The organism is Flavobacterium sedimenticola (assembly GCF_030053345.1).
Classification (GTDB): domain Bacteria; phylum Bacteroidota; class Bacteroidia; order Flavobacteriales; family Flavobacteriaceae; genus Flavobacterium; species Flavobacterium sedimenticola.
Genome location: NZ_JASGBP010000001.1, coordinates 53,900 through 77,596 on the forward strand (window position 1 = coordinate 53,900; position 23,697 = coordinate 77,596).

At 39.7% G+C, this 23,697-nt stretch carries 18 protein-coding genes; 14 read left to right on the forward strand and 4 right to left on the reverse strand.

What is annotated here, in order from left to right; all coding sequences use genetic code 11:
• Positions 1-49 precede the first annotated feature (49 nt).
• Together QHT84_RS00210 and QHT84_RS00215 are read left to right on the forward strand one after the other, a co-directional pair.
• On the forward strand, positions 50-3,325 hold the full coding sequence (locus QHT84_RS00210; RefSeq protein WP_283237521.1) for a glycosyltransferase family 117 protein: 3,276 nt from the start codon (positions 50-52) through the stop codon (positions 3,323-3,325).
• 69 nt (positions 3,326-3,394) lie between these two features.
• Complete coding sequence (locus QHT84_RS00215) at positions 3,395-4,084, forward strand: polysaccharide deacetylase family protein (protein WP_283237522.1); 690 nt, start codon at positions 3,395-3,397, stop codon at positions 4,082-4,084.
• On the opposite strand, the gene QHT84_RS00220 is transcribed toward QHT84_RS00215, so the two are convergent.
• Both QHT84_RS00220 and QHT84_RS00225 read right to left on the reverse strand, forming a co-directional pair.
• Positions 4,056-4,352: a thioredoxin family protein gene (locus QHT84_RS00220; protein ID WP_283237523.1), complete on the reverse strand. Its 297-nt coding sequence runs from the start codon at positions 4,350-4,352 to the stop codon at positions 4,056-4,058. The two genes, QHT84_RS00215 and QHT84_RS00220, sit on opposite strands and share 29 nt — an antisense overlap.
• Positions 4,353-4,427: 75 nt before the next feature.
• A complete protein-coding gene (locus QHT84_RS00225; RefSeq protein ID WP_283237524.1) occupies positions 4,428-5,660 on the reverse strand; it encodes a metallophosphoesterase in 1,233 nt (410 codons plus the stop codon).
• A gap of 131 nt (positions 5,661-5,791) precedes the next feature.
• Here QHT84_RS00225 and polA point away from each other — a divergent pair, with 131 nt between their 5' ends.
• The 10 genes from polA (at position 5,792) to QHT84_RS00275 (ending at position 19,316) form a co-directional block, all read left to right on the forward strand.
• Complete coding sequence (gene polA, locus QHT84_RS00230; protein WP_283237525.1) at positions 5,792-8,656, forward strand: DNA polymerase I; 2,865 nt, start codon at positions 5,792-5,794, stop codon at positions 8,654-8,656.
• A 93-nt stretch (positions 8,657-8,749) separates the two neighbouring features.
• On the forward strand, positions 8,750-9,652 hold the full coding sequence (locus QHT84_RS00235) for a nucleotidyltransferase domain-containing protein (protein ID WP_283237526.1): 903 nt from the start codon (positions 8,750-8,752) through the stop codon (positions 9,650-9,652).
• Entirely contained in the window at positions 9,645-11,108 is a 1,464-nt protein-coding gene (locus tag QHT84_RS00240) for a B12-binding domain-containing radical SAM protein (RefSeq protein ID WP_283237527.1), read from the forward strand. Before QHT84_RS00235 ends, QHT84_RS00240 begins: the two co-directional genes overlap by 8 nt.
• Positions 11,098-11,874 carry a class I SAM-dependent methyltransferase gene (locus QHT84_RS00245; RefSeq protein ID WP_283237528.1) on the forward strand — a complete coding sequence of 259 codons (777 nt, stop codon included), beginning with the start codon at positions 11,098-11,100 and terminating at the stop codon, positions 11,872-11,874. Before QHT84_RS00240 ends, QHT84_RS00245 begins: the two co-directional genes overlap by 11 nt.
• Positions 11,871-13,238, forward strand: coding sequence for a B12-binding domain-containing radical SAM protein (locus tag QHT84_RS00250; protein WP_283237529.1), 1,368 nt, complete (start codon positions 11,871-11,873; stop codon positions 13,236-13,238). The genes QHT84_RS00245 and QHT84_RS00250 overlap by 4 nt, the downstream gene beginning before the upstream one ends.
• Positions 13,239-13,242: 4 nt before the next feature.
• Complete coding sequence (locus tag QHT84_RS00255) at positions 13,243-14,754, forward strand: hypothetical protein (protein WP_283237530.1); 1,512 nt, start codon at positions 13,243-13,245, stop codon at positions 14,752-14,754.
• A gap of 9 nt (positions 14,755-14,763) precedes the next feature.
• Positions 14,764-15,885, forward strand: a complete 1,122-nt coding sequence (locus tag QHT84_RS00260; protein ID WP_283237531.1) for a hypothetical protein — start codon at positions 14,764-14,766, stop codon at positions 15,883-15,885.
• A complete protein-coding gene (locus tag QHT84_RS00265) occupies positions 15,878-16,624 on the forward strand; it encodes a glycosyltransferase family 2 protein (protein ID WP_283237532.1) in 747 nt (248 codons plus the stop codon). The genes QHT84_RS00260 and QHT84_RS00265 overlap by 8 nt, the downstream gene beginning before the upstream one ends.
• Positions 16,621-18,156, forward strand: coding sequence for a glycosyltransferase family 87 protein (locus QHT84_RS00270; protein ID WP_283237533.1), 1,536 nt, complete (start codon positions 16,621-16,623; stop codon positions 18,154-18,156). Before QHT84_RS00265 ends, QHT84_RS00270 begins: the two co-directional genes overlap by 4 nt.
• Positions 18,153-19,316, forward strand: coding sequence for an MATE family efflux transporter (locus QHT84_RS00275; protein WP_283237534.1), 1,164 nt, complete (start codon positions 18,153-18,155; stop codon positions 19,314-19,316). The genes QHT84_RS00270 and QHT84_RS00275 overlap by 4 nt, the downstream gene beginning before the upstream one ends.
• On the opposite strand, the gene QHT84_RS00280 is transcribed toward QHT84_RS00275, so the two are convergent.
• Positions 19,278-20,207, reverse strand: a complete 930-nt coding sequence (locus QHT84_RS00280) for an FkbM family methyltransferase (RefSeq protein ID WP_283237535.1) — start codon at positions 20,205-20,207, stop codon at positions 19,278-19,280. The genes QHT84_RS00275 and QHT84_RS00280 overlap by 39 nt on opposite strands.
• A 70-nt stretch (positions 20,208-20,277) precedes the next feature.
• On the opposite strand from QHT84_RS00280, the gene QHT84_RS00285 reads away from it, so the two are divergent.
• A complete protein-coding gene (locus tag QHT84_RS00285; RefSeq protein ID WP_283237536.1) occupies positions 20,278-21,798 on the forward strand; it encodes a B12-binding domain-containing radical SAM protein in 1,521 nt (506 codons plus the stop codon).
• A gap of 2 nt (positions 21,799-21,800) precedes the next feature.
• Positions 21,801-22,463, forward strand: coding sequence for a methyltransferase (locus QHT84_RS00290; protein WP_283237537.1), 663 nt, complete (start codon positions 21,801-21,803; stop codon positions 22,461-22,463).
• On the opposite strand, the gene QHT84_RS00295 is transcribed toward QHT84_RS00290, so the two are convergent.
• Entirely contained in the window at positions 22,444-23,469 is a 1,026-nt protein-coding gene (locus tag QHT84_RS00295; RefSeq protein ID WP_283237538.1) for a LacI family DNA-binding transcriptional regulator, read from the reverse strand. The genes QHT84_RS00290 and QHT84_RS00295 overlap by 20 nt on opposite strands.
• Positions 23,470-23,697 lie beyond the last annotated feature (228 nt).

Here is a 23,697-nt window from a genome sequence, read left to right on the forward strand (position 1 = left end):
AAAAATAGTTTCTTTGTATCCGATAACAAACCCTTCTCATTTCTTACATATGATGAATTTTAACTTCAACAAATGGAATACCGTTTTAGGATGGACAACATTTGCTATTGCGCTAATCACCTATACCTTAACAGTTGAACCCACCATGAGTTTTTGGGATTGCGGCGAATACATCTCAACTGCAGCCAAGCTTGAAGTAGGTCATCCGCCGGGGGCACCGTTATATCAATTATTGGGCGCTTTCTTTGCGATGTTCGCCTTTGGCAAAGAAAATATAGCGTTGATGGTAAACATGATGTCTGTATTCTCAAGTGCCTTCACCATATTGTTTATGTTTTGGTCTTCGACCATTTTATTACGAAAAATTGTTTCAACATATACCGAACTGGATAAAAATAAAGCTATTGTCATTTTAGGGAGTTCTTTTGTAGGGTCACTGGCCTTCACTTTTTCGGATAGTTTTTGGGCGAGTGCCGTGGAAGCTGAAGTGTATGCCATGGCATCGTTATTTATTGCGCTGTTATTTTGGTTGGCTTTGCGATGGGAAGAAGACATGCACAAACCCAAAGGAAATCGTTGGTTGTTGCTTATTTCACTGTTAATCGGGCTTTCGTTTGGGGTTCATTTCATGGCCTTGCTGACCATTCCTTCTATAGGCTTCTTGTACTTCTTTAAAAACTTCCAAAAGGTAACTGTCAAAAACTTTATCATCGCCAACATTATCATTGTGGCCATATTATTGTTTATTTTCAAACTGTTATTACCCTATACTTTGGCATTCTTCGGAAAAATGGAAATCTTTATGGTAAACAGCATCGGATTGCCATTTAATTCCGGAACTATCATTGCCGCGTTACTCATTGTTGCTTTTTTCTATTTTGGTTTGAAGTACACTCGAGAGAAAGGTCATCCTTTTTACAACACAGCATTATTATGCATCCTGTTTGTACTGATTGGTTTTTCTACCTGGATGATGTTGCCCATCCGCGCTAATGCCAATGTAGTCATTAATGAAAACAAACCCTCCGACGCGGCCGAGGTTTTAGCCTACTATAACCGTGAACAGTATGGCGTGAATCCATTATTTTACGGTCCGCAATACACCGATACGTTTGCCGGTTTAGATGAAGAACAACCTTATCTTGACAAAGCTCCTAACTATGAAAGAGATTATAAAACTGGCAAATATGTCATTGTAAACAATTACAAAAACGCCGAGCAAAATACTGCCGATGATCATAAAGCCTTTTTACCTCGATTATGGAGTACCGATCATATTGAAAATTATATTGAGTTTACCGGGGTGCCGAAATTCAGGCTTAACCCAAATTATGATTATGCGGCAGAGCTTCCGCAATATGTTGACGTAGATACCTTAAGTGAGGAACAGTTAGCACAAGCTGCTGAGCAACTCCGGGAGTTGATGCAAAAAAACGTAGCCGATTTTAAAACAGCATACGCCCAAAAACAAGTCGATAAAGAAGATTACATTGATTTTCTGAAAAAATACAGTGATTACATTATTGTAGAAAAACCATCCGCTTGGGACAACTTGAGCTTTATGGTGGAATACCAGTTTGGCTACATGTATGGCCGTTATTTATTGTGGAATTTTGTCGGAAGACAAAACGACATTCAGGGAAAATACGACAATCTCGACGGGAACTGGATCAGCGGCATCAAATTTATCGATGAAATTCACTTAGGCAAAGGCTCTCAAACCAACTTACCCGATGATGTCAAAAACAATAAAGGAAGAAATGTATATTATTTCATTCCGTTTATCATTGGATTAATCGGATTGATGTACCATGCCCAAAGAGACTTAAAAAGTTTCTATGTCTTATTGGCGCTGTTCCTGTTTACCAGCATAGCACTCAAAATATTCTTGAATGAAAGACCTTTTGAACCTCGTGAAAGAGATTATGCCTTGGTGGGTTCCTTTTATGTATTTGCCATTTGGATCGGATTTGGAGTGTATGCCATCTACGAAATTGTATGCGATTATATTAAATCCAAAATAACCGGCCCTGTCGTTGTTGGGCTATGTTTATTGGGCGTTCCGGTTTTAATGGCGTCTCAAAATTGGGACGATCACGACCGCTCCAATCGTTACACGGCTCCGGCTATGGCCATAAATTACCTAAACTCGTGCGACAAAAACGCCATTATTTTTACCATTGGTGATAACGATACCTTCCCGTTATGGTATGCTCAGGAAATAGAAGGCATCCGACCGGATGTTAAAATCATCAACACCCAGTTATTTATGACCGATTGGAATATCGATCAGGCAAAATTCAAAACCTACGAAGCTGAAGGATTGCCGATTTCGTTTGAACACCATGAGTACGTGGGTGACAAATTGGACTATGTGGCTCATATTCCGAAAACAGATGCCCGCTGGGAAATAAAATCGTTCATCGATTTCATCAAAAATCCTAAATCCATTTTTGACTTGCCTAACGGACAAACCATTCATTTTTATCCTACCAATAAAATCAGAATTCCGGTAGACAAAAATGCCATTATCAAAAACAAAGTAGTAGCCCCTAAATACTACGATTCTATCGTTCCTTATATTGATTTGGATATCAAAGGAAGTGCTATGTACAAAAATCGCCTGATGATGTTGGATGTGATAGCCAACAACAATTGGGAAAGACCTATCTATTTTACCGGTGGAAGTTTTGGCGATGACGATTATTTATGGATGAAAGATTACCTTCAATTGGACGGTCTCGTATATAAGTTAGTGCCGATTAAAACGCCTGTTGATAAAGAAAACCCATACGATATGGGGCAAATTGACAGCGAAAAGATGTACCGTCAGGTCATGAATTGGACTTGGGGTAATGGTGAGCTCACCACTATTTATCATGACCCGGAAACTCGTAAAAACAGTATTTCGTATCGCACCAATATGGCGCGTTTGATGGAGTTACTCATCAATGAAAACAAAACAGACAAAGCCAAAAAAATCATCGAATTGGGCATCACGAAAATGCCAATGGATTATTACGGCTATTACACCATGCTCGAACCTTTTGCCGGTGGTTATTATGCCGTGGGCGAGAAAGCAAAAGCGCGAGAATTGTTGGAAAAATTAATGACCAAATACAAGCAAAATCTAACGTATTACGCCGGAATCCAACCGTCTATTCAAAACGGAATTGCTACCGACATTATCACCGATATCGAGCGGTACAGAAGTCTGTTAATTGTGATGAAAGACCGTGGCGACTTAGAATTTTACAACAAAAACAAGCCTGTTTTCAACTCGTATGTAAAACGATTTGCACGATTTGGAAGGGATTTGGAATAATCCTCTTATAAACCTTAAGATGTGCCAATTGGAAACCGCTAATTGGCACATTTTTTTTATATTTAACCTATGAGTTTATGGGTCAAAACCAATCGTTTCGTTAAAACCATTTTTCCCAACTATATTTGGGCTATCCCTACGGATTCAAAGGAAGTCTTTCTCACCTTTGATGACGGTCCGATTCCCGAAATTACCGAATGGGTGTTGCATCAATTGGAACAATACAATGCCAAAGCTACTTTCTTTTGCATCGGTGATAATATTCAAAAACATCCTGCTGTTTTTCAAAAAGTAACGGCTCAAGGCCACGCCATAGGCAATCATACGTTTAACCATCTTAAAGGATGGAAAGTTTCGTTGGAAGACTACATTGAAAATACCAAAAAATGTTCGGTTACTATGGCCAACCACCTTCAGAATTCTGAACCCGGTCACTTATTCCGACCTCCTTACGGCAAAATCAAACGGGCACAAGCCAAAGCGCTCCGCCACTTAGGATATAAAATTATTATGTGGGATGTAATCAGCATGGATTTTGATGCCTCGGTCTCACCCGAAAAATGTTTGGAAAATGTAATAAAAAATGTGGAAAACGGAAGTATAATCGTGTTTCACGACAGCGTGAAAGCATGGAAAAACTTAGAATATGTTTTGCCTAAAACGCTGGAATTTTTGCAAGAAAAGGGATTTGTATGTTCAAAAATAAACGAACCATCACCGCTTGACGGGATTACAATTGCTCCTGAACCAAAGCAATGATACTGTTGGCGTCCAACTCTCCGGACTGTCTCCAAACCATTTGGCCGTCTTTGTAAATCATTAAAGTTGGCAATCCTTTAATACGCAAGGCATCGGCTAACTCCTGATTTTTATCGACATCAATTTTAATCACCTTTGCTTTATCTCCCAAGGCTGCCGCTACATCTCTGATTACAGGATGCATAGAAACTGAGGACTCGTTCCACTCTGTGTAAAAATCAATTAACACAGGCACTTGAGCATTGATTAATTCTCCGAATTTTGACATAAAACCAAAATATTTTTAGTTTCTTTTAAAGTAAAAAAAGAAATATTAAACCACAAATGTAGCATTTTTAACCAATTATGCTACTTTTTCCCTTTTTTTTAGTTCAAAAACCGTTATTTCAGGCCAAATTCCAACTCTACCCGGATACGCATGAAAACCCAAACCGCGATTTACGTATATATAGCGACCTACATTTTCATATAATCCGGCCCATTGTTTGTATACGTACTGCACCGGACTCCAGCGCACTAGACCCGGAATTTCTATCCCAAATTGCAACCCATGCGTATGACCGGAAAGCGTCAGTTGAAAATGTTTTTCATGATTCTTGACTTCGTATTCCCAATGGCTCGGGTCGTGACTCATCAATATCTTAAAATCTTGAGCACTTAAGCCTTCGGAAGCTTTGGCCAAATCTCCGGCTTGCTTAAAGTTCTTGCCCCAATTTTCAACGCCAACCAACGCTATCTCACTATTTCCTTTTTTAATTTTGGTGTGTTGGTTCAATAACAAGTCAAATCCAATCTGACCATATAATGCTTTGATGGCTTCAAAATTCTCATCTTTCGCTTGTTGCGAAGGCCAATCGATATATTCCCCGTAATCATGATTCCCTAAAACGGCATATTTCCCGTACTCGTGGTTTTCAATTTTGTTGAAGGTATCAATCCACGGATGCATTTCGGTCGCGTGTGTATTGACAATATCGCCGGTAAAAACCATCATGTCTGTTTTATGCTGATTAATCAAATGCACGGCATATTCTATTTTTTCCGGATCGTCAAAACTACCGCTATGAACATCCGAAATTTGGGTGATGGTGAAACCGTCAAAGTCATCCGGCAAATCTTCAAAGAATAAAGTCTGTTTCAGCACTCTGAAGTTGTACTTCCCTTTGGTCATTCCGTATAAAAGTGACGTAAACGGTATCGCCGCAACGACCAAAGCAACCTGACTCACAAATCGTCTTCGTTCGGGCAAAAAATCCCTGTTCTGGATATCGCCCATGAAATAGGTGATAAATCCCGAAAATACGCGGTACACATCTTCCATCAACATAAATCCGGTGAGCAATAATTTCGGAATAAACAACAGCAATAATAATCCCAGCGTAAATAAGGTTCGGCTGTTTTGACCTACCCTGCGATCAAACTGTGAAAATTGATAAAAAATATACAGTACAGCCGCCAAAGAAATAACCTGATAGGCCATCAAAATCCATTTGGTTTTGGTCACGGTTTTAAAAGCCTGAAACGCATAAACCTCAACAACAGCAATAAACAGGAAGAAAAAAATCCAACGAAACATTTTAAAATTTTTAACAAAATAACGAAGAAACCCAACATAATTGTGCGCTGTTTAACTATTTTTAACTAAAATATTTCTGTTCTTCGGAACTCAAAGTTTCGTTACCTTTACGCTTTATAATTTTTTTCAAAATGTCACAACAAAAACGCCTTTTCCTTCTCGATGCTTACGCCTTAATTTTTCGCGGCTACTACGCTTTTATCAAAAATCCCCGAATCAATTCCAAAGGAATGGACACTTCGGCCATCATCGGATTTATGAATTCTTTGATGGATGTTATAAAGCGCGAAAAACCCGACCATTTGGCTGTAGCTTTTGACAAAGGCGGAAGTGATTATCGCAACGAAATGTATCAGGAATACAAGGCACATCGCGATGAAACGCCGGAAGCCATCAAAATTGCGGTTCCCTATATTCAGGAATTACTACGCGCTATGCACATTCCCATTATGGAAAAAGCGGGTTTTGAAGCCGATGATTTGATTGGTACGCTCGCTAAGCAAGCCGAAAAAGAAGGCTATCAAGTGTTTATGGTAACGCCCGATAAAGATTTTGCCCAATTGGTTTCCGAGAATATATTTATGTACAAACCGGCGCGATTAGGAAACGACATCGAAATTTGGGGTGTGCCCGAAGTGTTGGAAAAATTTGAAATTGAAACACCGGAACAGGTGATTGATTTTCTCGGCATGATGGGCGATTCTGCCGATAATATTCCGGGATTTCCGGGTGTGGGCGAAGTAACCGCCAAAAAACTCATCAAAGAGTTCGGCACCATGGAAAATCTTTTGGAGAATACCGACAAACTCAAGGGTGCGCTAAAAGACAAGATTGAAAACAACAAAGAACTCGGTATTCTATCCAAAAAATTAGCCCGTATTATGTTGGATTGTCCGGTTGAATTTAACGCTGAAGATTTTGCGTTATCCAAACCCGATGTCGAAAAAACCGATGCTTTATTTATGGAATTGGAATTCCGTCAAATGAAAGCCCAATTCGACAAATTTTTCGGTACCGGAAAAGAATACGACGAAATTGAAACCAATGGCAATGGTGAAAGCGCTGAAGAAGCACCCAAAGCAGTGAAAAAACCGGCCACTAAAAAATCGAATGAAGACCAATTTGATTTATTTGGTTTTTCGGATGAGGACAACGGCGAAAGTAAACCGCATTCGTACTATGCTACTTTAGAAAATACCCCGCATCATTACCAAACAGTGCAAGGCGATTTACCGGTAAAATTATTGCTGCAAAACCTATTGAATCAAACTTCGGTTTGTTTTGACACCGAAACCACCGGTATTGATGCTTTGAATGCCGAACTGGTAGGCATGTCTTTCTCTTTTGAAAAAGGAAAAGGCTTTTATGTGCCGTTTCCCGAAAACCGAGAAGAAGCCCAAACTTTGGCAGATAAATTCAAACCGTTTTTTGAAAATGAGGCGATTGAAAAAATCGGTCAAAACATGAAATACGACCTTAAAATATTGTCTCATTACGGTATTCAGGTCAAAGGCAAATTATTCGACACCATGATTGCGCATTACCTCATCAATCCCGATATGCGGCACAACATGGATGTGTTGAGTGAAACCTATTTGAAATATTCGCCCAAATCCATCGAAACCCTTATCGGTAAAAAAGGCAAAAACCAACTGTCAATGCGCGATGTGCCGTTGGAAGATATTAAAGAATACGCTACTGAGGACGCCGATGTGACCTTCCAACTGGCCGCACATTTTCAACCGATACTGGAGAAAGTCGGCACCAAAAAACTGTTTGACGAAATCGAAATTCCATTAGTTCCGGTATTGGCCGCTATGGAAACCGAAGGCATTCGTTTGGATGTTCCGTTCTTACAATCGATGTCGACCGAAATAGATACCGAAATTAAAACACTGGAACACAAAATATACGAAATGGCCGGTGAGAAGTTCAACTTAGCCTCGCCCAAACAACTTGGTGCTATTTTATTTGAAAAGATGAAAATCGGCGGAGCCAAACAAAAGAAGACCAAAACCGGGCAATATGCCACCGGGGAAGAAGTGTTGAGTTATTTGGCCAACGAACATCAGATTGTAAAAGATATTTTAGATTGGCGCCAAATGGTGAAATTGCAAAGCACGTATATCGAAGCGTTACCCAATCAGGTGGATCCGAAAACACAGCGCGTACACACCGATTACATGCAAACCGTTGCCGCTACCGGCCGTTTGAGTTCCAATAATCCGAACTTGCAAAACATTCCGATTCGAACCGAGCGCGGGCGCCAAATCCGTAAAGCTTTCATCGCTCGAAACGAAAATTACACCTTGCTCTCTGCCGATTACTCTCAAATCGAATTGCGAATCATTGCCGCATTATCAGGCGAGGAAAACATGATTAAAGCCTTTCAAAACCATGAAGACATTCACCGCAGTACAGCGGCTAAAGTATTCCATGTGCCTTTGGAAGAAGTTACTAAAGAACAACGAAGCAATGCCAAAACGGTGAACTTCGGTATCATTTACGGTGTTTCGGCTTTTGGATTGAGCAACCAAACTTCCTTGTCGCGTTCCGAAAGCGCTGCTTTGATTGATGCTTATTACAAAACCTATCCGAAGCTCAAATCGTATATGTCGGAACAAGTTGAATTTGCGCGACATAACGGTTATGTACAGACAGTTTCGGGCCGTCGACGCTATTTAAAAGACATCAATTCGGCTAATGCCGTGGTGCGCGGTGCCGCCGAACGAAATGCTGTGAATGCACCCATCCAGGGAAGTGCGGCTGACATCATTAAAATTGCGATGATTAACATTCACAAGAAGCTGACGACCGAAAATTGGCAGTCCAAAATGCTGTTACAAGTCCACGATGAACTTGTTTTTGATGTGCACAACTCAGAACTGGAGCGAATCAAACCGATGATTAAGCACGAAATGGAAAACGCGTTCAAGCTAGCTGTACCGCTGGAAGTAGAACTCGGAACGGGGAAAAATTGGCTGGAAGCACATTGATTTTAAGGTGAACAATAGGTAAACATCGGCAGAAATAGCCTTTTCGCTTCAATTTATTTAGTACTTTTAGGTAACCAAAAAATGCTATGAATTTTGGAAACACTAAAAACCATATTGTATTTCTCCATCTTTAGATATCCGCTGAAGTTGGAAGAAATCCATAGTTACACCAACTATGAACACCTTTCGGACACCGAAAACGAATTGACGCATTTAATCCATGAAAAAATCCTCACCAAGGTAGATGATTTTTACGTCTATGGCAGCGATTTAGATTCGGTTATTAAACGCCTGCGCGGAAATCTGTACGCCGACAGGGCACTGAAAAAAGCCCGAAAAAAAGCCCGGTTTATTGCTAAATTCCCGTTTGTAAAAGCCGTTGGCGTATCGGGTTCTCTCTCCAAAGGGTATTACGACAGTGGCAGTGACATTGATTTCTTTGTGATTACGCAACCCGGAAAATTATGGCTTTGCCGTACTTTTTTGATGTTGTACAAAAAGATTTTTTTGTTGAATTCCCGAAAATACTTTTGCATCAACTATTTCGTGGCGGCTAATCAGTTAGAGATTGAAGAAAAAAACCGTTTTACCGCTACCGAAATGAAAACGCTCATACCGATGCAAGGAAAAGCCGTATTTGAAGATTTCTTCCGAAAAAATATTTGGGTAAACGATTATTTCAATAAATTCAAACCCAACCTGTCTGCGGTACCCAATGCCAAAAAACCATTCTTTACAAAATCGGTTGAGTTTGCGTTTAGCAATCCTATTGGGAATGGTGTAGATATGGTATTCAAAAGAATAACCATCCATAAATGGAAAGCAAAATTCCGATTCATGAATGATGAAGATTTTAAAATTGCCTTAAAATCAACCCGAAATATTTCGAAGCATCATCCTTCGCATTTTCAAAAGAAAGTGATTTTGGCGCTGAATACAAAAATTGAAGAAGTCAGCGATAATTACAATATCAATTTAGCCAAAGAACATGTCTGATATTCTTTTTTCGCATTCCTACTATTACCAACTCGACCCGAAGCAATGGAAAAACAAAACGCCTTTCCCGCCATTGGGAACGCTGTATGCGGCCTCACTGATGCGAAAAAACGGATTTACCGTTGATTTATTCGACACCAACTTATTGGACTCTCCACAAACCATTACAACCCGACTAAAACGAAACACCCCGACATATTTAGTCATCTTCGACGATGGTTTTAACTATTTGACCAAAATGTGTCTGACCAATATGCGGGAAGCCTGTTTTGAAATGATAGCCATCGGAAAGTTGTTTGGCTGTACTGTGATTGTGAACAGCTCCGATGCAACAGACCATTACAAAGACTATTTGAAAATGGGTGCCGATTTTGTTTTATTGGGCGAAGGTGAAATGACGTTGTTGGAATTACTGCAGACTTTAGAGGGTAAAAAAACCGTTGAATCCGTTACAGGTATTGCGTTTAAAGTTGACAATCGAATTCAGGTTACACCCAAACGCGAAGTTCTGCAACAGTTAGACGAATTGCCGATGCCGGCATGGGATTTAATCGATATGGAAAACTACCATTCGGTTTGGCAGCAAAGTGGCCAGCCATTCACGCTTAACATCGCTACCACCCGAGGCTGTCCGTACAAATGCAATTGGTGCGCCAAGCCCATTTACGGCAATCGCTACAATGCCCATTCTCCCGAATACATCGTGGAGGAAATTCGGTATTTACAGGAAAAATTCGGCGTCAAACGATTTTGGATGTGTGATGATATTTTTGGCTTAAAACCCAATTGGGTGCAGGAATTTAACGCGGCATTAAAAACCCAAAATCTGAACATCAGCTATTATATTCAAAGTCGGGTTGACTTATTACTAAAAGAAAATACCATTGATTGTTTGGCCGAATCGGGTTTGGAAGAAGTTTGGGTGGGTGCCGAGAGCGCTTCGCAAAAAATTCTAGATGCCATGGACAAAGGCACAACTGTGGCGCAAATCTATCAAGCTACCCAACTTTTAAAAGCCAAAAAAATCCGAGTGGCTTTCTTTTTGCAGTTTGGGTATTTGGGCGAAAATCAACACGACATTGCTAAAACTATTGCGATGGTGAAAGAACTGATGCCGGATAATATCGGAATCTCTGTTTCCTATCCTTTGCCCGGAACCAAGTTTTATGACAAAGTCAAAGACGATTTGAAACGCAAGACAAATTGGACCGATTCGGACGATTTTGAGATGTTGTTTCACGGCACATACCAATCGAATTATTATCGGAAACTGCAGCGGTTTGTGCACAAAGAATTTCGCAAAGCACAGGGAATCTATCATTTGAAACAAATTGTAAACCAACCGTCGTCTATTTCGGTTTCCAAAATAAAATCGATTGCCAAATTGGGCTATTACATTCCGAGTGCCTTTGTAGATTCGCTTTCATTACAAAAATTACAACATCATGAAAGCTGATTTTGACCAGGCCGCAGCCAATTATGACCATACTTTTACGCATACCGAGATTGGGCAAATGCAGCGCGCTCTGGTGTATGGCGAACTTTCCAATCACTTACACGGTATTCAGACCATATTGGAAATCAACTGCGGCACCGGAGAAGATGCCGTTTGGTTGGCCAAACAAAATCTTAATGTAACCGCTACTGATATTTCAACAAAAATGATTGAAGTAGCCAAAAACAAAGGCCATTTTGAGAACCTCAACTTTAGAGTCGCTGATATCAATTCGATTGCAACAACTTTTGAAAATGAAAAATTCGATTTGCTGTTTTCCAACTTTGGCGGGTTGAATTGTTTGTCGAAACCGGAACTTGGGCGATTCTTCCGAGAGATATCCTCCATTTTATCACCCCAAGGCAAAATGGCTTTGGTCATTATGCCGAAAAATACCCTTTGGGAACGATTGTACTTTTTGGCGAAAGCCCAATTTAAAAATAGTTCCAGAAGAAAAAAAGCAAGCGTCATCGCAAAAGTTGACGGAGAAAATGTCACTACTTTCTACTACAACCCGAAAGATATTGTAACTTTAGCCAACACTAATTTTGAAATCACAGCTGTAAAACCTATCGGATTCTTTGTGCCGCCGTCTTATCTGAACGATTTCTTTACAAACAAAAAAGGATTGCTGCGCTTTTTAAACCGATTGGAGCAGGGCGTCAAACATTGGTCTTGGCTTTCAAAATATGCCGATCATTACCTCATAATCTTGCAAAAAAAATGAGTATTGTATTTACACATGCGTATTATTTATCGGATGACCCGAAGGAACAAAAGATTATGAAACCCTATCCGCCGTTAGGGTTGCTTTATGTTTCGGCCTACTTGAAAAGTAAAAACATTGACAATGACGTTTTCGATACTACATTTTCCACACAGGCCGCACAACTCGATTTTATTTTAGAAAAGCAACCCAAAGTCATTTGCATTTACACCAATTTAATGACCAAAATTGAAGTTATTAAACTAATCAAAATTCTGAAAAAGGAAGCATTTGGTTTCCCGAAAATTGTTTTGGGCGGACCCGATGTTACGTATAATGTGGCCAATTATCTCAAAGCCGGTGCCGATTTTTTAGTGATTGGCGAAGGCGAAGAAACGACTTTTGAATTGTATAAGGCAATCATGACTCATAGCGATTTTCATCAAGTGAATGGCATCGCTTTTTTAGAAAACAACCAAATTATTCAAACACCGCCACGCAGCAAGTTCAAAGAACTGGACGAATTGCCTTTACCGAATCGCGAAGCCATCAACATGCAAAACTATTTGCAAACCTGGAAAACCAATCACGGTCAAAGTTCGATGACGATTTCTACGCAGCGCGGTTGCCCCTATACTTGCAAATGGTGCAGCACGGCAGTGTATGGTCAAAGCTATCGTCGGCGTCCGGCGAATCTGGTGGCGGCAGAAATGAAACTACTTAAAGAAAGATATAAACCCGATGCGCTATGGTTTGTAGACGATGTGTTTACCGTGAGTCACAAATGGCTGCTGGCTTTTAAAGAAGAAGTCCTGAAACAAGATGCCGTCATTCCGTTTGAATGCATTACGCGTGCTGAGCGGTTGAATGATGAAATTTTACAGCTTTTGAAAGACATCGGTTGTTTTCGAATTTGGATTGGAGCCGAAAGCGGTTCACAAACCATTATTGATGCCATGGACCGACGCGTGGATGTCAATCAGGTGAAAAAAGTGATTCAGGATACGAATGCGATGGGCATCGAAACCGGAACATTCATTATGCTGGGTTATCCGGGCGAAACTGAAAAAGACATTGAAGAAACCATTCAATATTTAAAAGAAGCAAATCCGACTTTATACACCATTACCATCGCGTATCCCATCAAAGGAACGAGTTTGTATAACGAAATAGAACACAAAATTACCCAACAGCCCGACTGGGAAACGTCTACCGATAGGGAGATTGACTTTGAACGCACCTATTCGAGAAAATATTACCAATACGCGGTACGTAAAGTGGTCAATGAAGTAGAGTTTCATAGAGCCTCTAAGAATAGTTTAAAAGCTTTGAAATTGAAAACCAAATCGATTTTGGCCGGCGGATTAATGAAAATTAGCAAATAAGCCTTTGAAAAATGAAACCACATACTTGCTTTTGCTGACGGCTATTTACTTTGTGCTTAGTCTTGTGGGCATTTTGCATCACGAATTGTGGTTGGATGAAGCGCATCATTACCTTTTAGCGCGCGACAGCAATTCTGTCATTGAATTGATTCAGAATACCCGATATGAAGGCCATCCGATTCTTTGGAACACTTTGCTATACGGTATAACCCGATTGACTGCGAATCCTTTTTGGATGCAGTTTTTACATATCCTGATTTCGACTTCGGTGGTATTCCTGTTTCTTCGAAAAGCCCCATTTTCTTTAGTGTTTAAAACACTTTTTATCTTTGGTTATTTTATGTTTTTCGAATACAATCTGATTAGCCGCAATTATATGTTGGGTGTGCTTTTTTTGTTTTTGGCGTGCTCCGTATATGAAAAAAGAAAAGAAAAGTTTACGCTTTTGTGCGCTTCTTTGGCATTGTCCTGCAATGTTCATTTGATGTTCAGTGTGTTGGCTTTAGTTTTTATGTTTACCCTGCTTTGGGAAAATTACCAAACCCGGGAACTGTTCCGAAAAAAGTATTTGCCGGGCTATGTTCTGTTTGGTTTAGGTCTTCTGTCATTAGGAATCCAATTGCAAACCACCCATTCGGAATGGTTCTTTAATTTGTTGGGAACTATTTCATGGCGCGAAAAACTAACCGGAGGACTCCTTTCGCTGTTCAAAGGATTGATAGCGTTTCCCGACTTTACTTCGATTCATTTTTGGAATTCCAATTTTATCGTCAACACCTATCGCCCATTGGCCTCGATACTTAGTTTACTGATCTATTTGGTCCCATTCATCCTGTTTTTCAAAAACAAGAAGATGCTTTTTTTTGTTTATATCGCTTTATTCGGTACTCAATTATTCTTTTTTGTAACCGAAAGAACTGCCGTTCGCTTTCACGGCATGACATATCTGATCATCATTATGGCCTTATGGATGCAACACTATGGGGCTTCAGATACATATAAAATTGGAACTGTTTTAACACGTTACCGATTCGATTTACTGCAAAAACCCATCGTTTACAGTATATTGACAATCCATTTCTTATCAGGTACAGCGGCCTATGCCACAGATTATGTGTATCCTTTTACCGCTTCAAAAGATACTGCTGATTACATAAAAACACATCATTTGGGAACGAAAGAAATTGTTTCTTTTTCCTGCGACGGAACAACTTTGAGCCCCTATTTGGAAAAGAAATTATATTTTTTAACCGAGCATAGTTATCAAAGTTATTGTATTTGGAAAAATGCCGATTCGGTTACCTATTCAAAAGAAATGATCCTGACCATGCTCTCCGGCTATATGGATAACCACGAGTATTGTGTTTATGTTTCGGGTGATTTATGGATAAAAGAGCAGCCCGATGTTTGGAAAACCATCGATAATAAATTTAAAATCCGTCTTTTGAAGACGTTTAATACTACCATCCTCGAAAACGGTTCCTATTATGTTTATGAAGTTTCTAAAATAAGATAATCGCAGGCTATGAAAAGTACTCTATTATATCTCATCATCACCTTTCTGCTGTCGTGTACCCACGACAGTTATTCTGATTTGGTTAGTGGTGAAACCACCGTCAACTTAAGATGGAATAAGGCTTACAATGATGACTCCATCGACAAATCATTAATAGGCCTTAAATGGGCTTTGTCTTATATGGGTGCCACTTTGCCAACCTCGAATACCGGTTTTAACGTTACGGGAAATATCATTACTATCAACATCAAATACTTGGGCTTTTCTAATGAAGCGCAACAAAAACTTCTTAAATTATCTGAAAAAATAAAACAAACCGAAGAATACCAAACCAACCAAAGCATTGATCTGGGTCGGTTTGTTGCTTTATTGCTTGGTGCTTCCGAACACTATTACAACATCATCGGAACACCCGATACACTCAACGCAATTTTAACCCAATATACGCTATTGCCGCAAAAAGGTTATGTCAATAATTCGAGTGTTTCTTTGGAACACCGTATCATTCGGTTTTCGGAACAAAACGGATTCAATCAGTTGTTTTTATCGGAAGAGGTCGATCCGGTTACAGGGGAAATTTATGAATATGAAACTATTGAATTGTTGCCCAACGGACAGCTTCGATTCGGCATTTTTGACACCAACGGCAACCGGAAAAACAGCGCCGACGCTTTGCACTCCGGCGCCGGAAAACCGGCCAAATGCATGTGGTGTCATGAATCGGGAATTAATCAAATGTTCAATCCCCAAAATGACTACGCCGGTTATCTGACCTATGCCGATTTTCAAAGTACCTTAATCGGTTATCGCGATACCAACCGAACCCAAAAATTGGCCCTGACTGACGGAGTCGATTTTGCCCAAACCCAACAACACACTTTAACGGAGTTGCTTTACATTTCTTTTATGGAACCTTCAGCGGAGCGCTTGAGTTTGGAATGGAACATGCCCTTGGCGCAGGTACAAAGCTTACTTTCGGGTTTGCCGACGCATGTGTATGCTGAATTTCCGTTTCTAGGGAACTTATACCACAGGGGTGATGTGGAAGCTTTGGCGCCTTATCAAGGGTTAACAGTATCCACTAATATACGAGAATATTCACCTGTTGAAGTCAACCATCTGAATGATTAATAACAAGAAAATAATCGTAGTACTGCCGGCTTATAATGCGGCTAAAACACTTCAAAAAACCTTTGAAGAAATTCCGTTTGAGGTGGTGGACGACGTGATTATTACCGATGATTTCAGCAAAGACAATACAATAACCATAGCCAAAAACTTGGGGATCAATCATATTTTATCCCATAATCGCAATAAAGGGTACGGTGCCAATCAAAAAACATGTTACAAAAAAGCGCTGGAACTCAACGCCGACATCATCGTGATGTTGCATCCCGATTATCAATACACTCCCAAATTGATTCCGGCGATGTGTACTTTGGTGGCCAACAATTTATACGATGTTGTATTGGGTTCCCGAATATTGAGCAAGGGGGCATTGCAAGGAGGCATGCCGTTGTATAAATACGTTTCGAACAGGGTTTTGACTTTTATACAGAACGTCTTAATGAATCAAAAAATCTCCGAATACCACACCGGATACCGATGCTTTGATGCGCGATTACTACAAAAAATCGACTTCGAAAACAACTCCGATGATTTTGTGTTTGACAATGAAATTTTGGCGCAATGCTGCTTTCTCAAAGCCCGTATCGGAGAAATTTCTTGTCCGGCCAAGTATTTTGAAGAAGCAAGTTCGATTAATTTTCTAAGAAGTGTAACCTATGGTTTGGGCGTAGTAAGGGTTGCTGTTTCCTACTTGCTGCAAAAAACAAGATTGGGTTCCTTTTCCCTTTTTAAAAACTTATGAAACGCATTGGGCAACAATATTATCCTTTACTGCCTTTGCTTTTGCTTTGCGGTTATTTTGTGTTCCGGGCTATCCAATTTCCGGCGCATGACTTTGCCAATTATTATTTTGGCGGAAAATTTTTGGCGGAAGGCCATTTCAATGCTGATATTTATTTTCCTTACGAATTCAATAAAGCCATTTTCGATGCGGGGCATTCGGGCATTTTCGTCAGTTATGCGCCAAACACGCCTTTCTTGGCTGTTTTCTTTTTACTTTTTTCATTTTTTTCTTTGGCGGTTGCCAAATGTATTTTCAATGGTATTTCGGTTGTTTTACTGGTTTTTAGCTGCTACCGATTGTCAAGCTATTACAAAATCGACCCCAAATACCTCATACTACTTCCGCTCGTTTTCTTAGTTCCGATAAAAAACAATCTGTTATTCGGTCAAGTGTACTTCCTGATTTTTTTCTTATTGGCCGAAGGTTGGCTCGCTTATGAGAAAAGACAGTGGCGATGGGTTGGCTTATTTTGGAGTTTGGCCATTGTAATAAAAGTTTTTCCGGTTTTACTGATTGCCTTGTTAGTATTCCGAAGACAATGGAAACCATTACTGTATTTGGTCGGATTTTCACTGTTGTTTTTGGGAACTTCCATCCTGTTTACCGGAATGGACATTTGGTTTTTTTACCTCAAAGAGGTGCTGCCGAAAGCATCTAATGGTGAAATTGCAACCGGTTTTGTTGATAATTACCAATCGGTTTTCATGTTTTTGAAACGATGTTTGGTTTTGGACAACATCGAAAATCCGGAACCCTTTTTCAATTATCCGGGTTTATTTTCGGCCACGATAATGGCTTTTAAAATAAGTATTTTGGTTATTGGGTATTTTGTTTCCAGAAGAGTTTCCATCACACCGTTTGGTTTCTCCTATTGGATTTTGGCGATGATAATCCTTTCCCCTTACGGAAGTACGTACAGCTTAATCCTATTGTTATTTTCGTTTTTCGCTTTGTTGAAAAGTGACCTGTCGATGGTGAAAAAAGGATTCGTTTTGGCTCTTATATTTTTAATCAACAATCTTCCCTTGTCTCTTTTCATAGACAACGAATTTCCGTTATCGTATTTGAGATTGTTTTTGTTGCTCTTTTTTGCGGTTTTTTTTATTGGGTTTATATCCAAAAAATCCATTGGGCTGAAAGCGGTTTTCAGCGGCGGTATTATTCTTCTAACTGTGTCTTTTTTTAATTCAACAGCTATCGAAAATGCAAGCGGACTGTTGCCTGCCGAAAGTCCGATTTTAATTTACGATTACGAAATCAAAAACAACCAACTCACCTATTTTTATTGGAACGAAACCGGTAAAAATAGTGGTGTACTACCCATCAGGGTTGAAGCACAAAAAGCGATAAAAAAGAATGAGGTAAGTTTGAATTTTGAAAAAAGCAACAAACGCAAACCTATTGTAGTCAACAACAATACCCTGATTTATCTTTCGGATTACGGTCGCGGTATTGGTTTTTTTACCCTTAGAAAATTTAAAATCAGGTGAAATCAAAACAAGTCATAGCGATGTTTAATGTGGCATTCCGGCAAATGGTAAGTACGGCATTCAATGTTTTACTGCCTTTTGTGGTGATTCATTTTGCCGAAAAACAAATTTGGGGCGAATTCGTATCGATTTTACTCTTCATTTTAATGGCTTCTGCCTGCAATAACTTTGGGCATAAAGAATATCTTTTACGACAGTTTAGTGCCGAGCCAGGCAAGATTCGCCGTTACTTTACGCAAAATCTCTACAGTCGTGTGCCTATTCTGCTGTTGTCTGTCGCATGTACCTTACTCCTTTTTCCGGTACCTCAGGCTTTTTTCATATCACTGAGTTTAATAGGGTTGTTTGTCAGTCAGTCTTTTGAAGCCTTAATTGTATTTGAAAAAAGATTCCGGCTCTCAGCAATCATAGAAATGGTCACAGGTGTAATCCTACTGAGTGCTATTTACGTTTGTAGAGAAAGCATTACGGCTTTACTGATTGTAAAACTTTATGCCGGTTTTCTGCTACTGAAAGCGTTGGTGTATGTGTATCTATTTTTTAGTTTTTTTGAAAAAAAGCAGACTCGGTTGTCTTTCTACATATTGAAAAAGAGTTTTCCTTTCTTTCTTTTAACGCTAGCCGGGTTTTTAGCTTCCAAAAACGATGTGTATTTGGTACATTTTTTTCTGAGTAAACCCAAACTTGCCGAATACCAAATCCTCAATAACCTCTGTCTTTTTGCCATGGGAACAGCCGGTTTTTTTTATATCCCGTTTACCAAAAACATCTACCGGAACAGCGAAGTCGTCATCGTAAAACTCCAGCGAATCTTGATTATCATGGGTTTTCTGATAACAATTTCAGCCGTAGCGGTCATCTTTTTGGTGGTAACGTTTTATTTGAAAACAACGGTCCCCGATTATTTTTATGCGATTGTCTTTGGGTATATTTTTCCGTCATTTGTGTACGGCATAAAAATTATAATGCTATCCAAACAACATAAAGAAATCTTGGTAACTACCTATCTTATCACCGGAATTGTGATTAATGTAGTGCTGAGTGCTTTGTTTCTAAACTTGGGACTTGATATCACAGGGGCTTTATTGGGTAGTGCTGTGGCTCAATGGGTTGTTTTAGGATTATTTCTTAAGCCAATGCAAGAGCATTGGGGGACATAAATTGATGAGCAGTTGTTTGAGTTTGCTTCTCGGTTCGGTAAACCGAAATGCTGAGATGCTTTTTTGATCGTTCTTTGTTATTGCTGTATTTTGCAACAAATGGAATCCCAAACTGTAGTAACCCAGCCAAAACAGCAGTACGGCTGATTTAATTTTGTTGGATTCCGTCAAATATTGGGTATCCAAAATATAAATCGCATCGCCGCAAGGAGCATAATGGTGCTGTTTGTGTTCGGGTTTTCCGAATACCGGTCGGTAGTTGTCGCGGTAGGTCATGAAGTCAACCAAAACGTAGCCTTTGCTACGTAAAAAAACATCGATGTCCGAAAACAAAACCTGATTTTGATACACTGCGACCGTGGAAACCTCAATTTTGAGCACATTGATACGTTTGTCGTTCAACCATTTTTCGGCTCCTTTCAAAACTTGGAGTTCCGAACCTTGGGTATCTATTTTCAGATAATCAACATTGGCTGTAAAATCTTTAAGATAATCATCTAATGTGATGGAAGGCACACGAACGATTTTATCTAAGGCAATATTGTCTTGCCATTGTACAAATTGCTGGTACGTGCCGAAATGTTTCCGGTAATTCTGAGTATCCGAAGGCAACAAACTGCTCATCGAAGCATGCTTGGTGATGTAAAAATCGACTTCGCCATTAGAATCCGACAAACAACTCGATTCGAGTTGCAGGGATTGAAAAGGATGCTGTTGGTATTTGTTTCGGAGCCTATCCAACTCGATTGGGTTGGGTTCAAATCCAACCATGTCGGTTATTGGGGACAATTCAAAACAGCTGTCGAGTCGGTCCTTGGAGCCGACATCGATAAAAAACAAAGATTCAATATTTTGCTTTTTTAAAATTCGGATTAAATCATTTGTTTTCAAGAGAAAGTGGTAGAATTAATCTTCAAATTTATACATTTAACATAACATAACTTTTTATTTTAATACAATTTTGACTTCTAAAATCATATTATTCAACCCCAAAAGTGCTAACGGTAAGCACCGCATTCCCAACTCCATTTTGCAAGTCGGTGCTTCCGTGCATGGAAAATATGACTATGTTTTTGTGGATGGTAATCTGGAAAAAAATCCTTGGGAAACGATTGAGAATTATTTAAAATCCGGTGAATACAAATACTTCGGTTCTACGGTCATGCCCGGACCGCAATTGCGTCAGGCGATTCCGTTTACCAAAAAGATAAAGGAATTATATCCGAAAACCATCACGATTTGGGGTGGCTATTTTGCGTCCAACCAGTATAAAGTTTCTTTGGAATCGGGCGTGGTGGATTATATTATTAATGGCCCGGGCGATGTGGCTTTTCCGTCGCTGATTACGGCTTTGGAACAAAACAAAAAAGACGAAATCTTCCTTATCAAGAATCTGATTTACAAAGATGACAAAGGCGAAATCATCAAAACGGCCGTCGAAGCATTGCTCGACCAAGACACGTTGCCTAAGTTTCCGTATGACTATTTGAATTCGTTTTATCCGGTTCAACATTATTTGGCCAAAACCTTTATGGGAAATAAAACCTTGTCGTATCACTCGAGTATGGGTTGCCCGTTTTCGTGTTCGTTTTGCGCTGTGGTTCCTATTTATAACGCCAAATGGAAAGGCATGTCGGCTGCGCGAATCTATGAAGACGTAAAATATTTTAAGGAAAAATACAATATCGACGCGGTGGAATTTCACGACAACAATTTCTTTACTTCGAAAAAAAGAGTGTTGGAATTTTCGGAACTCATTATGAACGACAACCTCAGTTATTGGGGCGAAGGCCGAATTGACACCATCAATATGTATAGCGATGCCGAATTGAAATTGATGCGCAAAGCCGGTTGTAAAATGATTTTCCTCGGTGCCGAAACCGGAAATGATGCCGTGTTGAAGCAAATGAACAAAGGCGGAACGCAAACCGGCCAAATGATTAAGGATTTTGTGCTGCGCATGAAAAATGCCGATATCATTCCGGAGCTTTCCTTTGTTTTAGGTATGCCGGCCAAAACCGAAAAAGAAGTGTACGACCAAATTTTATGGGACATCCATTTCATTAAAGAAATCAAGCAAATCAACCCAAAGGCAGAAATTATCATTTATCTTTTCAGCCCGGTTCCAACCGAAGGCTCGGAGTTGTACCAACAAATTCTGGACGCCGGATTTTCGTTTCCCAACCGTTTGGAAGATTGGATTTCGCCGAGTTGGGAAAACTTCGATTTGCGGAAAAATCCGTTAACCCCTTGGTTGAAACCGTACATGATTGATACGATTAAAAATTTTGAAACCGTTCTGAACGGTTACTACCCAACCGTTTCCGATTTCAGAATTCGCGGGTTTAAGAAAACCGTTTTACAAGCGGTTTCGGGTTGGCGTTACAAAACCGGAATGTACCATTACCCCTATGAAATCAAAGCTTTACAAAAGCTTTGGAAATACCGACAACCGGAAGTTGAAGGGTTTTATTCGGAATAATCATGAGAAGTTTTATCCAGCGCGTTACCCATCCGTTTCTAAAATTAGGTTTGCAATTGTATTATTGGAAACCCAGGAATTTCACTTATGACAGCATCACGGTCAAAATCCATCCCGATGTTTTTCCGCCGCAACTAACCTTCAGCACCAAAATTCTGCTGGATTTTATTCAAGATTTGGATTTGCAAAACAAGACACTTTTGGAATTGGGTTGTGGTTCGGGCATCATTTCGCTTTTGGCCACAAAAAAAGGAGCTCAGGTAACCGCATCCGACATCAATCAAACCGCTTTGGCTTTTTTAGTCGGCAATGCCGAAAAGAATCATTTAACGTTGACAACAATCTACTCTGATTTGTTCCAAAATATAAAAAATCGGACGTTCCATTATATCATAATCAATCCGCCGTATTATCCGAAACAACCTCGAAACGTAAAAGAACAGGCTTGGTTTTGCGGGGAAAATTTCGAGTACTTTGAAAAGTTATTCCGTCAGTTGCCAAGCTATTTATCTCCGAAAACCTCCTGCTTTATGATTCTTTCACAAGACTGCGATATCGAAAAAATAAAAGCCATGGCTTTTGAAAAAAACATGGCTTTTGAACTGGTTATGGAAAAAAAGACATTGGCCGAAACCAATTTCATCTTTAATATAATTTCTTCGTAGAATCACGCTGGCGCAATTCGGTTTTAATGGTTGTGGTCGTATACGTAAAGGTTTCCGTATCGCTTTCCAGTTTATCAATGAGTAATTGGGCTGCTACTTCGCCAATTTCAGGTCCGTGCTGACTCACCGTAGACAAACTCGGCGTCATACGACGTGACCATACACCATCAGCAAATCCTATTAACGATAATTCTTGTGGAATTTTGTAGCCGTTTTGTATGCCTAATTTCATAGCCGTAACCGAAGCGTGTTCGTCTAAGGCGAAAACACCATCCGGTTTGTTTTTGATAAAGAACCCACCGATTTTGGCATTAAAATCTTCGGAATTCTCGGTTAAAATGACCAATGAATCATCCACTTTTACCTGATGCTTGGCCATGGCTTCGTAAAAACCCTGAGCGCGCAGTTTACCCACACTCAAATTATCGATAGAAGACAGTAACGCTATTTTTTTACACCCGGTTTTAATCAAATGCTCAGTGGCATTAACCGCCGATTCAAAATCATCTACTATCACTTTATCGCAATTCACCTCATCGGCAATGCGGTCGAACATCACAATAGGCGTACCTTCATTAATAATGGAGGTGAAATGTCCGTATTGTTGGAGTTTTTGGGATTCTTCGGCAATCGAAAGAATAAAACCATCGATAGTTCCGTTGCTCAACATCTCCAACGCATTGATTTCTTTTTCCAAAGACTCATTGGAAATACAGGTAATCACCTTATACCCTTTTGCATCCGCCACTTTTTCAATACCACTGAACACTTTGGCAAAAAACGAATTCAGGATGTTGGGAATGATAACCCCGATGGTTTTGGTTCTTCTGTTTTTAAGATTCAAACCAATCACATTGGGCTTGTAGTTTTTTAATTTGGCATACTCCTGAACGCGTTGCTTGGTCGGCTCACTAATTTCCGGACTCCCATTGAGTGCTTTGGAAACGGTAGATACCGACACGCCCAACTCTTTGGCGATTTGTTTTAAAGTGGCTTTCGATTTCATTTTATCATGGTTAAAGCGTAAAAATAGTAAATTTTATTCTGTTAAAGTTCAACCCTAACAAGATTATCTCGGTGGTTTATCGACTTCAACCATCCCGAAAAGAAACTTTTAAATGCGCTAAGACCTTTCGCACCAAGGATTTCAAGTAAAAAGTTGACCTTTAGTAAAATATTTAAAAAAGGGTATTTGCTTTTATGATAATTAATTGTACTTTTGCAACCCCTTTAT

Excerpts from the sequence above, each read along its gene's own strand:
- QHT84_RS00210 (WP_283237521.1), top strand. The coding sequence starts at position 50 with ATGATGAATTTTAACTTCAACAAATGGAATACCGTTTTAGGATGGACA.
- QHT84_RS00215 (WP_283237522.1), top strand. The coding sequence starts at position 3,395 with ATGAGTTTATGGGTCAAAACCAATCGTTTCGTTAAAACCATTTTTCCC.
- QHT84_RS00220 (WP_283237523.1), bottom strand. The coding sequence starts at position 4,352 with ATGTCAAAATTCGGAGAATTAATCAATGCTCAAGTGCCTGTGTTAATT.
- QHT84_RS00225 (WP_283237524.1), bottom strand. The coding sequence starts at position 5,660 with ATGTTTCGTTGGATTTTTTTCTTCCTGTTTATTGCTGTTGTTGAGGTT.
- polA (WP_283237525.1), top strand. The coding sequence starts at position 5,792 with ATGTCACAACAAAAACGCCTTTTCCTTCTCGATGCTTACGCCTTAATT.
- QHT84_RS00240 (WP_283237527.1), top strand. The coding sequence starts at position 9,645 with ATGTCTGATATTCTTTTTTCGCATTCCTACTATTACCAACTCGACCCG.
- QHT84_RS00245 (WP_283237528.1), top strand. The coding sequence starts at position 11,098 with ATGAAAGCTGATTTTGACCAGGCCGCAGCCAATTATGACCATACTTTT.
- QHT84_RS00250 (WP_283237529.1), top strand. The coding sequence starts at position 11,871 with ATGAGTATTGTATTTACACATGCGTATTATTTATCGGATGACCCGAAG.
- QHT84_RS00260 (WP_283237531.1), top strand. The coding sequence starts at position 14,764 with ATGAAAAGTACTCTATTATATCTCATCATCACCTTTCTGCTGTCGTGT.
- QHT84_RS00265 (WP_283237532.1), top strand. The coding sequence starts at position 15,878 with ATGATTAATAACAAGAAAATAATCGTAGTACTGCCGGCTTATAATGCG.
- QHT84_RS00270 (WP_283237533.1), top strand. The coding sequence starts at position 16,621 with ATGAAACGCATTGGGCAACAATATTATCCTTTACTGCCTTTGCTTTTG.
- QHT84_RS00290 (WP_283237537.1), top strand. The coding sequence starts at position 21,801 with ATGAGAAGTTTTATCCAGCGCGTTACCCATCCGTTTCTAAAATTAGGT.
- QHT84_RS00295 (WP_283237538.1), bottom strand. The coding sequence starts at position 23,469 with ATGAAATCGAAAGCCACTTTAAAACAAATCGCCAAAGAGTTGGGCGTG.